6 protein-coding genes are annotated in these 13,434 nt (G+C 66.2%); 2 read left to right on the top strand and 4 right to left on the bottom strand.

Features of this window, described 5'->3' with window-relative positions:
* Positions 1 to 70 precede the first annotated feature (70 nt).
* On the top strand, positions 71 to 1,429 hold the full coding sequence (locus tag SNE35_RS15895) for a hypothetical protein (protein ID WP_320423908.1): 1,359 nt from the start codon (positions 71 to 73) through the stop codon (positions 1,427 to 1,429).
* A 118-nt stretch (positions 1,430 to 1,547) separates the two neighbouring features.
* Positions 1,548 to 3,443, top strand: a complete 1,896-nt coding sequence (locus tag SNE35_RS15890) for a hypothetical protein (RefSeq protein WP_320423907.1) — start codon at positions 1,548 to 1,550, stop codon at positions 3,441 to 3,443.
* A gap of 55 nt (positions 3,444 to 3,498) precedes the next feature.
* Here the strand turns inward: SNE35_RS15890 and SNE35_RS15885 are convergent, their stop codons facing one another.
* The 4 genes from SNE35_RS15885 to SNE35_RS15870 form a co-directional block, all read right to left on the bottom strand.
* Positions 3,499 to 6,771 carry a hypothetical protein gene (locus tag SNE35_RS15885; protein WP_320423906.1) on the bottom strand — a complete coding sequence of 1,091 codons (3,273 nt, stop codon included), beginning with the start codon at positions 6,769 to 6,771 and terminating at the stop codon, positions 3,499 to 3,501.
* Positions 6,772 to 6,796: 25 nt separating this feature from the next.
* Complete coding sequence (locus SNE35_RS15880; protein ID WP_320423905.1) at positions 6,797 to 10,603, bottom strand: hypothetical protein; 3,807 nt, start codon at positions 10,601 to 10,603, stop codon at positions 6,797 to 6,799.
* 153 nt (positions 10,604 to 10,756) lie between these two features.
* Positions 10,757 to 12,301 carry a methyl-accepting chemotaxis protein gene (locus tag SNE35_RS15875; protein WP_320423904.1) on the bottom strand — a complete coding sequence of 515 codons (1,545 nt, stop codon included), beginning with the start codon at positions 12,299 to 12,301 and terminating at the stop codon, positions 10,757 to 10,759.
* A 134-nt stretch (positions 12,302 to 12,435) separates the two neighbouring features.
* Positions 12,436 to 13,311, bottom strand: a complete 876-nt coding sequence (locus SNE35_RS15870) for an AraC family transcriptional regulator (RefSeq protein WP_320423903.1) — start codon at positions 13,309 to 13,311, stop codon at positions 12,436 to 12,438.
* Positions 13,312 to 13,434: the final 123 nt, after the last annotated feature.

Here is a 13,434-nt window from a genome sequence, read left to right as displayed (position 1 = left end):
GCAAACCGCTGAAGTCGTATGCCGCACGGATCGAACGTTATGCTTTGTGCCTCTGCGAAGGGTTGTCACCATGAGCGATAAGAACATCACCGAACTCGAGTGGAAGAAGTTCGCCAAGGGCAAGGGCTACAAGGACGGAGCCTTCGTAAAGGCGCTGGCGGCGCTGGAGACGGGCAAGACGCCGGAAGCCAAGCTGGCCGCGCTGGACACGATCGAGAAGGAAGGCGACGCGCTGCGCAAGGCCAACAAGGCCGACAAGGAGCTGGGCAGCTACCTGGACGACGCCGAGAAGGCTGCCGGCAAGGAGCGCAAGCTGCAGGAGATGGAGGCCAAGAAGGCCGCCGCGAAGCAGTCGGCGTCGGAAGAGGATGAAGACGACTCGCCGGCGGCGCTGACGTCCAAGATGATTCCGCTGCTGCGCCAGGTGCGCAAGGGCGATGTAATGCACACGATGGTGGCCATCACGGGCAAGGAAGTGGCGGTGATGGTCAGCAGGAAGCCGATCGGGCCGCCCAAGCGCAAGCTGCTGACGGACTACCTGGGCGCGAGCGGCGGGGTCAAGTTCGTCGTGGGCGAATGCATCTGGGAGGAGAACGCCCACACCTTCGTGCTGAGCACGCAGGCGGGTGGCCTGGCCAAGAAGATCAAGGCGGCGCTGCTCAAGCAGGTGGAGCAGCGCTTCAAGGTGCGGGTGCGCGGTGAAGACCCGAACGACATCGATGACGACGGCGAGCCCGCGCCTGAGCAGGAAGCGCAGGCGCAGCAATCGGAACAGCAGGCCCCGGAGGCCTCGTCCGAGCCGGCAAACGAGCCCTCGCCCGAGCAGGTCGCCTTCGATGCCCGCTGGGCGCAGATGGCGCCGCGCCTGGAGGCTGCGCTGGCCGGGCAGCATGCCGAGGCGAGCAAGTTGCGCGCGGTCTCTGCCTTCGCCACCGAGAAGGCCGAGGCTGGTAACCACAAGTCTGCGCTGGCCGCGCTCGACCAACTGGAAAAATTCCTGAGTCTGCCGGTGCCGACGACGCCGCCGGCCAGTGCCGGCAAGGTCGACTACGCCAAGTGCCGGCTGGCCTGGGACGGGGCCAAGAGGAAGGCCCAGGCCGAGTATCAGAAGCTTGAAGCGGCGATCGTCGAGGCCTACAAGGACGATCCCGGTTTCGCCGACATCGCGGTCAAGATCCGCAAGATGGACACGGTGCTGGCCGACTTCGCCGAAAACCTTTCCGACACGCTGGACCGCGCGCTGAACGAGACCGATGCCGCCGCGCGCCAGCGCTACCACCAGGAAGCCGCGGCAGTGATCCGCAAGTTCCTCGATCGTTCGGCCAACGACCCGTTCATCCAGCAGCTCGAGGCCAACCCCTTTGTTCCGATCACCGCGCAGGCGACGCTGGTCGGCACGCTCGGCACCCTGGCCAAGCTGATCGGCTGAAACCGGCGGTGAAGTGACTGGCTGCCGGCAGGGATAAGCCTGTCTTCATACCGCTGAACAAGGACGTTATGCTCGGCGGATTGGGGCCCGGGGACCGGACCCGTTGCAAGGAGTGGGCATGAGCGACAAGAACATCACCGAACTCGAGTGGAAGAAGTTCGCCAAGGGCAAGGGCTACAAGGACGGAGCGTTCGTGAAGGCGCTGGCGGCGCTGGAGACGGGCAAGACGCCGGAAGCCAAGCTGGCGGCGCTGGACACGATCGAGAAGGAAGGCGACGCGCTGCGCAAAGCCAACAAGGCCGACAAGGAACTGGGCAGCTACCTGGACGACGCCGAGAAGGCTGCCGGCAAGGAGCGCAAGCTGCAGGAGATGGAGGCCAAGAAGGCCGCAGCGAAGCAGTCGGCGTCGGAAGAGGATGAAGACGACTCGCCGGCGGCGCTGACGTCCAAGATGATTCCGCTGCTGCGCCAGGTGCGCAAGGGCGACGTGATGCACACGATGGTGGCCATCACCGGCAAGGAAGTGGCGGTGCTGGTCAGCAGGAAGCCGATCGGGCCGCCCAAGCGCAAGGTACTGACGGACTACCTGGGCGTGAGCAGCGGTGCGAAGTTCGCCGTGGGCGAATGCATCTGGGAAGAGAACGCACACACCTTCGTGCTGAGCACGCAGGCGGGAGGGCTGGCCAAGAAGATCAAGGCGGCGCTGCTCAAGCAGGTGGAGCAGCGTTTCAAGGTGCGGGTGCGCGGTGAAGATCCGAACGACATCGATGACGACGGCGAGCCCGCGCCCGAGCAGGAAGGTGGCGAGCAGGAGGGCCAGGAAGGCGCAAAAGCGGAGTCCACCATCCCGCCGGCGCCGCCGCTGCCGCAGGCCGGCGAGCGGCCCGTGCCGAAGCAGGAGACGCAACCGGTCAGCGACGAAGCTGCCGCCTTCAACACACGGCTGGCCGGGCTGATGCCCAAGGTCAAGGAGGCGATCACCGCCGCCGGGCCGAGCGCGACGGACATCAAGTTGAAGGTCAGCGAGGCCGGTGTGGCTGCGCGCAAGAAGGAGTTCGGCGAGGCCAATGCGCTGCTGGACCAGGCCGAGCGGCTGATGGCCGATGGCGGCAGCGGTGGCGGTGGCGGCAACATCCCTCCAGCTCCGCCCCTTCCCGAGAAGAAGACCGAGGGACCGGCCCCGACGGTCCAGGACGAGGCTACCGTAGCGTTCAACACGCGGCTGGCCGGGCTGATGCCCAAGGTCAAGGAGGCGATCACCGCTGCCGGACCGAGCGCGACGGACATCAAGCTGAAGGTCAGCGAGGCCGGTGTGGCCGCGCGCAAGAAGGAGTTCGATGCGGCCCATGCGCTGCTCGACGACGCCGAGGAATTGCTGGGTTCGTCAGGCCAGGGTGCCGACGGCTATCAGAAGCTCCGCGACCAGATGGAAGAGCGGATGCTGCTCGTGCTGAAGGAGAACCCGGCCGAAGCCACGCGCATCCGCGCCGTCTTCGGCTATGCCGAGGAGCAGGCCGCCGCCAAGCAGTGGGCCAAGGCGAACAACGCGATGGCGCAGCTCGACAAGCTGCTGCTGGCGGCCGTGGGCATCCAGGCCGATCAGACGACGTCGGAACCCAAGCCCGACGTGAGCGCCAGCAACAAGCCCAAGAGCCTGGTGCAGCAGCGGGTCTTCATGCTGGAGCGCTGGAAGAAGATCCCGGCGGAGCTGGACGTCGAACTGAAGACCTTGTCGGGCGTGCTGACGGCCGAGGAGGGCATCGACGAGAACCCGCAGGAACTGGTGGACGCGATCGACGCCCGCCTGAAGGAACTGCTGGACGACATCCAGGACAAGCTCGACGCCGGCATCAACAAGGGCGACATGGGCGTCATCAAGGGCCTGCGCGCCGAAGTCGAGGAAGACGATCTCGTCAAGCACCTGCTGTCGGCGCCGGGCATGGACGGTGGCCGATTCAAGAAGGCGCTGCTCAGCGCGATGGACGATATCGAGAAGAACCTCGTCGACGCCTGACCCCTGGTCTGGCCGCCGATGATCGAGGCCGCCGGCGTGCCGGCGGCCCGTTCCGTCAGACCGTCGCCGTCTGCTTCTCCTGCGGCTGTTCCGAGCCTTCGCCGTCCAGCGCGACCTTCTCCTTCAGTTCGATCTTGGCCAGCATTTCGGCGTGATGCTGCCAGACGGCGTCGATGTCCCCGGTGGCTTCTTCCGCGGCGAGGCGGTACTCGAGCACCAGGGCCTCCATCTCCTTGTGGCGCTCGCCCTTCTTGTCGGTCGGGTGATAGCGCAGCAACTCCTTGCTGAAGTGCTCCGCCGCCTGCTCGTAGCTCTTGCGCAGCGCATCCAGCTCGTCGTAGAGGCCCTGGCGCTTGGCCTGCACGTAGCCCAGGCTCTCGATCACGTCGACCTTGGTCTGGAAGTCCTTCTGCAGCACGCCGATCTGGCACAGCGCCTCGTCGACGCCGCCGGCATCGATCGGCTGGACCTCGCCCAGCGTCTCGCCACGTGACTTGGCCGTGGCCCAGCTCTTCGCGGTCAGCTCCACGACCGCCGGCATCCAGTCGGGCAACGTATAGCGCTTGAGCACGACGTTGTCCTCGTTGAAGCAGGTCTCCAGGTACTCCTGGACCTTGCCGACATTGCTGTCCTTCTGGGAGAGCGTCAGCGCGTTCAGGCCGCAGCTTCGCATGGCCTCCTGGGCCAGGGCATCGCGCTTGACGGTGGCGCCCCAGGCCAGCGTGTACTTGGCCAGCGTCGGGTTGAGCTTGCGGGCCAGCAGGCCCAGCTTGCGGCTTTCCGGATGGGCCCAGGCCTTTCGCGTGATGCGCCAGGCGTTCTCCAGGTCGGCCTTCTTGTAGAACTGGTAGGCGATGTCTTCGGCGGCCAGTGCCAGCGCCGAGCCCTTGGCCAGTGCCTGGCCGGCGGCGGTCGCGATGCCGGAGCAGGCGACGATCTCGCCGATCATCCGCGCCAGCTCCAGTGCCGCCTGGATCGCGTAGTGCGAGAACTGCTCGCCTTGATTCTTGACGAAGTTGGCCGCCGAGCTTTCGAAGCTGCTGACCGCTTTGTGCATGTCCTTCTGGTTGTTGATCCAGGTGTTCAGCGTCGTGGCGCGCTCGGCCGCCTTGATCAGGTTGGCGGCCAGCTTGATTGCTGCACCCGCGGCGGCCATCGGCGCGACGAAGTGCTGCACCACCGAGACGCCGCCGGAGACCAGCTTCAGCGCCATCTCCATGATCATGCGGTCGCGCTTCATCGCCTGGATCAGGACCTCGATCGAGCGGGTGTCGGCCGCGGCCTCGCCACCGCCGTCGCCCTGGATCAGGATGCGCTCGACCTCGTCCTTGGCGTCCTCGATGTCGGCGAGAGCCTCGGCGGTCTCGATGTCGTCGAGCTGCTTCTGCAGCTTGGCCTTGACCTTCGGGTCCTTCAGGCCTTCGAGCGCCTTCGCCACCTCGCCGCTGATCTTCTCGAAGGTGCCGATGCCCTTCTCGATGCCCTCGATCAGCTCGTTGCCCTGTTCGCCTTCGGCGGTGACCGACGGGTCGCCGCTCATGTCCGCGTTCAGCGCCTTGCCCAGCACCGTGCGGGCCAGCTTGGACAGGGCTTTGGCCGCATCGTTGTACTTTCCGTCCGCAATCGCCTTGCCGAGGTCGACCGTGCTCGCCGCGGCGACAAAGGCCGAGGACACCGCGCTGCCGACGGTCTCCAGCGCCTTGCTGCTGCTTTCGTCGCCGGCCAGCTTAAACGCGGCCTCGAAGCCCTTGCCCAGGCTGTTCAGCGCATTGGCCTGGTCGGGCGGATCCATCGTCAGGTAGTAGGCCACCAGCGTGGTCTTCGTGACCGCGCGGTAGGCATTGCCGATCTCGTTGGCCACCGCCGGCGCGGCGATCTTCAGGGTGCCGGTGAGCACGTCGCCGACGCCGTTGACGATCTCCTCCGCCATGCCGTCGATGCTGCGCTTCTTGACGGCGTCGACGATCTTCTTGCCGGTGCTGATGCCCAAAGCGGCCAGATCGATGCCCTTGAGGATCTGGTCGGTCAGCTCCTCCTGCGACTTCTCGAACTTCTTCTTGCCGCTCTCGGACTTGCCCTTGGACAGCTCCTGCGTGACGATCTCCTGCACCGCCTTGACCGTTTCCTTGCCGGCGGTGGTCAGCTCCGCGATCACCGCCTCGGAGTCGCCGTTGGCCACGTGCTCGACGATGTTGATCGCGTTGGCGATGCGCTTGAACACCTGCGTCGCCACGCTGCTGGCGATCTTGGTCACGCCCGGGTCGACGTGCGCGCCTTCCAGGCTGGCGCCCAGTGCGGCGCCCAGGCCCTCGGCGAAGATGTTGATGGCGCCGGCCTTGTCGGGCGGCGTCTGCAGTAGCGAGACGGCCATCTTGCTGCCGGTGGCGGCGGCGGTGAACAGCGTCGCTGCGGCCTTGCCGGCGTCCTTGTCACCAGTGGCGAGGGTGACCGATTCGGCGAGGATCTTGCCGACGTTGTCGATGACGCCGTTCAGCGAGTTCGTCAGCTTGCCCTTGCTGATGGCCTGTACGCCGGTGATCAGCGTCGTCGTGCCCAGCGTCACAAGGCCGATGATGGTGCCGGCCGCCTCGCCACCGGGCACCATGGCGGCGGCCTTCTGCGCCAGCGCGCCGAGCTGCGTGGTGGCGTCCTTGCCGGCATCCAGCAGCGACTGGTCCTCCTCGTCCAACTCGGCCGTGTACTCGATCAGCCGGTCCTTGTAGAGCTTGTCGCTGGCGTCCAGCATCTGCTGCGTCTTGCTCCACTTGTTGGGCACGAGCCATTCGGGCATCACGCGCTCGCGCACCAGCGGCATGTAGACCTCTTCGGCGATCTCCTCGTCGGTGTACAGCGGCTCCATCACGATGTCGCCGTTCTCGTCGCGCAGATTGTTGCCGTCGACGATATAGCCCTCCGCCGTGCGGAGCTTGCCGTCCTTGTCCTTCACCTCTTTGCCGGTGGGCTGGTAGACGACTGGCACCTTCTCGTCGCGCATCGCGGCCACGGCCTCGGAGATCTGCTCCATGGCGTCCTGCATCATCACGAGGTACTGCTGCTCGAACTGGCGATCGCCCTTCAGGTCGGAGTAGTCGAACTCGGCCTGCTGGCCGCCTTTCTCGTCCAGCACCTTGACGCTGCTGAAGACGCCGTTCTTGTACGAAGCCGCGGAGAGCTTGCGCTTGATGCTCTCCTTGGCGTTGCCGACCTTGGCGTTGCGCTCGTTGGCCAGGCCGTTCTTCTTCTCGCGCTTGCTGTCGGCGCGCTGCTTGACGATGGCCAGGCCGGAAACTTCCTGCAGCCAGTCGATCTGGGGCTTGCTGAGTGACACGATGGGTAGTCCTGTTGGAGTTTGCTCAGACGGCGCGCTGGATGTTCAGGTCCAGGTCGCGCAGTGCCGCATTGAGGCCGTAGAAGTCGACGGTGCCGAAGGGGCGGTCCTTCTGCATCAGCTTGAGCAGCACCGGGTCCGTGCGCAGCAGATCCTTGTAGGCGTTGACGTGCTGCATCGCCTGCTCGCGCGCGGCGCGCTTGATCGGCGCCTTCTGGTCACTGGTGAGCACGGCGATCGGCGCGTTCATGATGTTGGCGTTGAACAGGCCCTTGAGGCCTTCCAGCATCGAGACGGATTTCTTCACCGCCTCGGCCACGCGCTTCTTCGCCGCCTCGTCTTCCTCGTCGTCGCCGCCGAAAAGACCGCTCATGTCGATGTCGTCATCGGCCGACGAGATGGCGCTAGTCACGGCGTCCACGCTGTTGTTGAACGCGAGGACGGCGTCGTGCCAGTGCTGGCGCACCTTGGGCAGTTCGTCGCGGGCGGCGGCCTTCAGGCCCATCGGGTGGGCGATGACGCGCGCCGCGTACTGCTTGGCCGAGTTCAGCAGTTCCACCGCGCCGACGAAATTGCCGCTGTCGTCGAAGATGCCCTTGGCCTGCTTGAGCATCTTCTTGAGGTCGGTGATCTGCGTGTCGTCGCCGCCATCGGCTCCGTCCACCGCCTTCGTCGCGCGGTCCAGGTCCATGTTTTCGAAGTCAGTGACAAGCGCCTTCCATTTGACCTTCTCGAGCTCTTTCTGGTGGGCACGGGCCTGCGCGGCCTTCTCCTGCTCGACGCGCTTCTCCTGCTTCTCCTGCCGCTGTTCGTCGGTGTCCGTGTCGGTCGAGATGACGGCGAGCATTTCCTGGTCGATCTTGGCCAGGTCGTCGAGTGCACGCTGCTCCTTCTGTGGCGTCTTGGTCAGCGACTTGGCGGCGACGATGCGTTGATCCAGCTCGCCGAGGTAGGCGGTGGGCTCGCTGCGCAGCTTGTGCAGCTTGCCTGCCCAGGTGTCGACCTTGTAGCCGCCGAGCGTCTGGAAGTGCTGCTGCACGGTGACGAGGTTCAGCTTGAACTGCTCGCGCAACTCCATCGCCGTGGCGGCCCGACCGATGGTCTCGGTGACGCGCCGGTGCAGCTCGCGCAGCGCCTCGAAGCTGGTGGTCGGGTCGTCCTCGTAGATGCTTTCCTGCAGCGTCGTGAAGTCGGTGTCCAACTGGAGCTTCTGGGCCGGCAGGCAGGTGGCGAGGTTGGCGTCTTCCAGGCTCTTGGTGATGAGCCGCACCGCTTCGAGCACGAGGCGGAAATTCGGCGTGGCGCGTTCCTCGACCGGCTCGTCGCTGAACAGTTGGGAGAGGCCGAGGTCCTCGTCGTCGGTCGGCTCGTCCAGCAGGCCCTGGGCGATGCCCGAGGCACCTTGCTTGCCTTGCGCTTCGACTTCCTGCTGGAGCTTCGTAGCCCGTGCCGACATCGCCTGCAGCTCGCTCAGCGCTGCCTTGGCGGTGTTGATGCTGGGGCTGTTGACCATGCCCAGCAGGTCCTTCAACTCCTGCTCCAGCTTGTCGAAGAAGGGCGTGAACAGATCGCGGTTGCCCCGGCCCAGCGACTTGGCGCCGAGCTTGCGTAGCGCGACCAACTGCTGGTTGACCTTGTCGTACTCGGTCTTGGCCGCCAGCGTGGCGGCGTTCAGCTGGTCCTGCGCCGTCTTCACGGCTTCGGTCACCAGCAGGCTCAGGCGCTTGAGCTTCTCGCGCGGGTTGTCCTGCCCGTGCAGGTCGGTCTTGGCCTTCAGTTCGCCGCGCAGACCGGCCAGGGTCTTGGCATGGAGGGCGGCGGCGGTGCCGTCGCGCTGGCGCAGCGCCACCAGCGCCTCTTCCACCGGCCCGGCAAGCTGCTCGAATTCCTTCATCGCCGCGTCGTCGCGGCCGTCGGCTACCGCCTGGTTCAGCGCCTCGGGCGAAGCGGTGAAGCCGTTGAACTTGTCCGTCAGGCGCTTGAAGGTGGCCAGAGCCTGATCGGCCGCCAGCTCGGTGGCATTGCCGGCGCGCGTGGCCCGGTCTTCCCACAGTTGCTGGGCCTGGGCCAGTTCGTCCGCGGCCAGGGCCAGCGTGTTGCCGGAGTTGGGTACTTTCGCCAGTGCGTCGCGCAGCTTCTGCAGCGCCGCCTCGGCGGCCTTGATCTGCAGCGCCACGGGGGCGGCGAGCTTGTCCCGCTCGGTGATGAATTTGCCGACGTCCTTCTGCCGATTACGATGGTTCACGATCTCCTTGGAGATCTCGTTGAATCGCGTCACGGCGCGAGCCCAGGCCTTGTCGAGCTTGGCCATGTTCTCGATCTTGGTCAGTTCGCGGTCGAGGATGTCCGCATAGGAGCCATCACCGAGGCCCTTGGCGCCCGGGATGGGACTCTCCTGCAGCAGCTTCTGCAGTTCGCCGATCCGGCGCCGCGCGTTGTCCAGGCGGCCACCGGGCTTGGCGATGGCGTCCCACTTCGCCTTCATCGCGTCGGGTGTCGTCGTGCTGTTGGACAGCAGCGTGTTGAGTTCCGACACCAGTTGTGTCAACGCGTTGTCGGCCTCCTGGAACTCCAGCGCGGCCACGGCGACGCCGGCGTCGTCGAGGCGTTTCTGCAGGCGGGCGAGGGCGTCGCGCTCGTCGGACGTCGAGGCGGCGCTCAGCAGCGCGCCCATCGCGTTCTCGGCGTCCTGCGTCTTCTTGAGGCAGGAAGTGCGCAGCGGTTCGAGCGTGTTCTTCAGCCCGGTCAGTTGGCCGGTCAGCTCGTTCAGGCGCTTGATGCCGAACTCCTTCTTGCCACTCTGGATGCTCAGCAGTTCAGCCTTCGAGATTTCCAGCTCGTGCGGCTCGGCCGCGCTCATTGTCAGCAGCAGGGCCGGCGGGGTGCGCAGCGCCACCATGGCCTTGCGCGTCGCCTCGACCGCCTTGCTGATGTCCGAGTCCTTGGCCATCGCCTTGTCCGTCTTGGACGCGGCTTCCAGTGCTTCCTTGTGGAAGACCTTGGTCTTCGGAATGATCGCGACGATCGCCTTGTAGCCGTCGTCGTAGAACTTGATCGTCAGCGGGCAGCCCGACGGCGGCTCGAGGGCGAGCACGCCGGCGTTCTGCGCCTTGCGGATCGTCGCGCAGGCGGCCTGGGCGCTCGGCACCATTGTCAGCTCGACCAGCACCTCGCCCAGCTTCGTCGTCTTGCTCTTGTAATGCTGCTCCTGCGCGGCGTGCTTGAGTTCGACCTTCTTCCAGTCCTCGGCGGTCTTCTTGGCGCTCTCGAACAGCGCATTGACGGTGTTCAGCAGGCCGACGGCGGCCGCCCAGTCCTTGCGGCCGGGGCCGGCGGCCTTGGCCTCGTTGATGTTGGTCTCGACCGCGGTGACGACGGCGTAGGGAACGGCACGCAGGTCACGCAGCTTCTGCTCGCACAGGGGCAGTGCCTGCAGGTAGCGCTGTTCGAACTGCTTCATCTTCTCGGCCAGCGCATTCTCGGCCTTGGTGACCGCGCCGCGGTCCGGCTTCTTGGCCGACTTCGCCAGGTCCACCTGAACGCGCAGGTTCAGCAGCGCCAGGTCTTCGGCGGCGATCGCCACGCCAGCGCTGTCACCTGCTTCGGCGGCCTTGTTCAATTGGCTCGCGAGACCGATGAAGAGTTGCTCGAATGAGGCGGCGGCATCGGAATCCAGGCCCTGCAAGGCCTTCAGGTTCTTCTGCAGCGCCGCGCCTTCCTTCTTGATGTTGGCCTCGCCCTTGGTTGGCTTGTAGGCGCCGCCTTTGAGCTTGAGCTTCTTGCGGGCCTCCTCGCACCACTTGGCCGCTTCACTGAGGGTGGGGTCGGGCATCTGCAACTCCTGGGGATTGTGTTTTTGGTGCCGAAATGTTCGGCGTCCGCTCCGCGCAGGAATATGCCACAGCCCCCCGTGTAAATACTGAGGTGAATCCCGATCGATGTGGGCGGCTTTAGCCGCCCATCGCAAGCTTGAAGCTCGTGCCCGTTACGCCAGCCTGAACGTCGCCACCACCTTCACAAGTTGCTGCGCCTGCGACTTCAGGCCCGTGGCCGCAGCAGCCATCTGCTCGACCAGCGCGGCGTTCTGCTGCGTGGCCTGGTCGATGTGCGTGACCGCCTCGCCGACCTGCGCGACACCGGCCGACTGCTCGCCGCTGGCCGAGCTGATCTCGCCGATGATGTCGTTGACGCGGCGGATGCTGCCGACGACGGCGTTCATCGTCTCGCCGGCCTTGTCGACCATCGACGAGCCCTGCTCGACGCGCTCGACGCTGGCGCTGATCAGGCGCTTGATCTCCTTGGCCGCCTCGGCGGAACGGCCAGCCAGCGAGCGCACCTCGGAGGCGACGACGGCGAAGCCGCGGCCCTGCTCACCGGCGCGTGCCGCTTCCACCGCTGCGTTCAGCGCGAGGATGTTGGTCTGGAAGGCGATGCCGTCGATCACGCCGATGATGTCGGAGATCTGACGCGACGAATCGTTGATGCCCTTCATCGTCTGAACGACCTGGCTGACCACCTCGCCGCCCTGCGTGGCCACGTCGGAGGCGCTGCGCGCCAGCTGGTTGGCCTGCTGGGCGCTGTCGGCGTTCTGACGCACCGCGGAGCTGAGCTGCTCCATCGACGACGCGGTTTCCTGCAGCGCGCTGGCCTGCTGCTCGGTGCGCGCGCTGAGGTCCATGTTGCCCATGGCCATCTCGTCGCTGGCCGTCTGGATGCTCTCGGAGGCCTCGCGCACCTGGCGCACCAATTGGGCCAGGCCGCCGCTCATCTCGCCCAGCGAGCCGACCAGGTGGGAGATCTCGTCGCGGCCGTCGACTTGCAGTCGCTGCGACAGGTCGCCCTTGGCGACGGCGTCGACGAGGGTCACAGCCTGCGCCATCGGGCGCGTGATCGAGCGGGTCAGCATCACGGCCAGCACGGCGCCCAGCGCGATTGCCACGGCGCCGAGCAGCGCCAGTTGCACCTCGCCGCGATCCGTGTCGGCGGCGATCTGCGCGTTCATGTCGTCGATGGTCTTGCGCTGGAAGTCCAGCACGGCCGTCAGCGCGGCCACGTAGGCCGGGGCGACGACGGAGAATTCCTTGTCGTAGATCGCGTTGGCCTCGTCCGACTTCTCGGCGCGCTTGGCATCCATCATGCGGTTGCGTGCGCTGAGATAGGCGTCGCGCGCGCTGTTGAACTTCTCCAGCAGCGGCTTCTCGGCCTCGCTCGAGGGCATGGCGGCCAGCAACTTGATGATCTCGTTGCCGCGGGCCGTCGAGGCCTTGGCCTCGTCGCGGAACAGCGCTTCGAGACCGCCGTCCGCGTTCTTCGCGATCGCCTTGCCGCGGGTCACGCCGACGGCGACGTTGCGCAGCTGTTCCTCGATCAGGCGCTCCTTGGCCAGCGGCGAGGCCATCATGCCCTGTACCGCGATGGACGCGCTGTTGAGGCGAAGCACGCTGACCACCAGCATCAGCGCCAGCAGCAGCAGGATCAGGGCGAATCCGGCACCGAGCCGGGTACCGACGCGCAAGTTGTTCAAAGTCATGGAGGTCTTTCGAGCAGTACTAACTGCCAATTCAAGCGGTGCCGGGATTCTGACGGGGACGACAGAAAAAGCGATTGCTATTCGCCCTTGCCGCGCGCGATGGCGCATGGATTCGTGCAATCCGCCCGTAATCCCTAGCGCGAGCTACCGCGGTAGCTCGCGCGGAACTGCCGCGGCGTCATGCCCTTGCGCGCCAGGAACTGGCGATTGAAGTGCGCGGCCGTGCCGTAGCCGGCCTCCATCGCGACGACGCCGATCGGCTTCTCGCTGCTGATCAGCGCCTGGCAGGCGGCACCGATGCGCAACTGCGCCAGGTAGTCCAGCATCGTCATGCCGGTGTGGCGCCTGAAGAAGCGATGGAAGGCGCCCAGCGAGAGCGCCGCCTCGGCCGCGAGCTGCGGCGCGCCGGGCGGGTCGGCCAGCGGCGCGGCGTGCAGGCGCTCCAGCACGCGATCGAGCCGGCCGCGGGCCTTGTTGTCACCGGGTGGTGAGTTGGCGGCATGGGTGGCGAGCGCTCGGGCGCCTTCGTCGCGCGCCAGCAGCGGCAACACCTGCAGCAGGACTGGCAGGCGCTGTTCCGGCGTCAGGTCCTGCAGGCGAGCCAGCAGTGGCCGTGCCGCCTGCGCGGTGGCGGCTGAGAAGTGCAAGCCTCGGCCCGCGCCGTCCACCAGCCGGCGCAGCACGGCCAGCTCCGGCCAGCCATCGATCAGGCGCTGCAGCCAGGCCTCGCTGAACCAGACGACCACGGCCAGCATGGGCTTCGTCTCATCGTCCGCGCGCTCGCTCGCCGCCCAGGTGTGCGGCTGGTTCGGACCCAGCAGCACGAGGTCGCCCGATTCGAAGTCTTCCAAGCTGTCGCCGACGTGGCGCTGGCCACGTGCGTTGAGCGTCAGCGTGAGTTCGTATTCGGGGTGGTAGTGCCACAGGAAGGGCAGTTCCGGCAGCTCGCGCCACAGCAGCGTCCACGACTCGCCGGGTGCCAGGGTGACCTGTTCGAACTGCGGTTTCATGATCTTCGGCGAGATGAAATCGTCAGAATCGTATCAACTCTGGTCAGGCGCGGCGAACAGCGCGAGCGCCACCGTCTCCAGAATTTGCTCCATCAATCAAAGCAGCGATGGAGACAAGCTCAT

Origin of the sequence: Roseateles agri, assembly GCF_034043675.1 — a bacterium.
Classification (GTDB): domain Bacteria; phylum Pseudomonadota; class Gammaproteobacteria; order Burkholderiales; family Burkholderiaceae_C; genus KK5.
Note: the sequence above shows the minus strand (reverse complement) of the source record. Positions and strands in the feature narration are given on the sequence as shown.

What these genes read in the sequence shown, in the direction of transcription:
- SNE35_RS15895 (WP_320423908.1), top strand. Translation starts at nt 71, where the DNA reads ATGAGCGATAAGAACATCACCGAACTCGAGTGGAAGAAGTTCGCCAAG.
- SNE35_RS15875 (WP_320423904.1), bottom strand. Translation starts at nt 12,301, where the DNA reads ATGACTTTGAACAACTTGCGCGTCGGTACCCGGCTCGGTGCCGGATTC.
- SNE35_RS15870 (WP_320423903.1), bottom strand. Translation starts at nt 13,311, where the DNA reads ATGAAACCGCAGTTCGAACAGGTCACCCTGGCACCCGGCGAGTCGTGG.
- SNE35_RS15880 (WP_320423905.1), bottom strand. Translation starts at nt 10,603, where the DNA reads ATGCCCGACCCCACCCTCAGTGAAGCGGCCAAGTGGTGCGAGGAGGCC.
- SNE35_RS15890 (WP_320423907.1), top strand. Translation starts at nt 1,548, where the DNA reads ATGAGCGACAAGAACATCACCGAACTCGAGTGGAAGAAGTTCGCCAAG.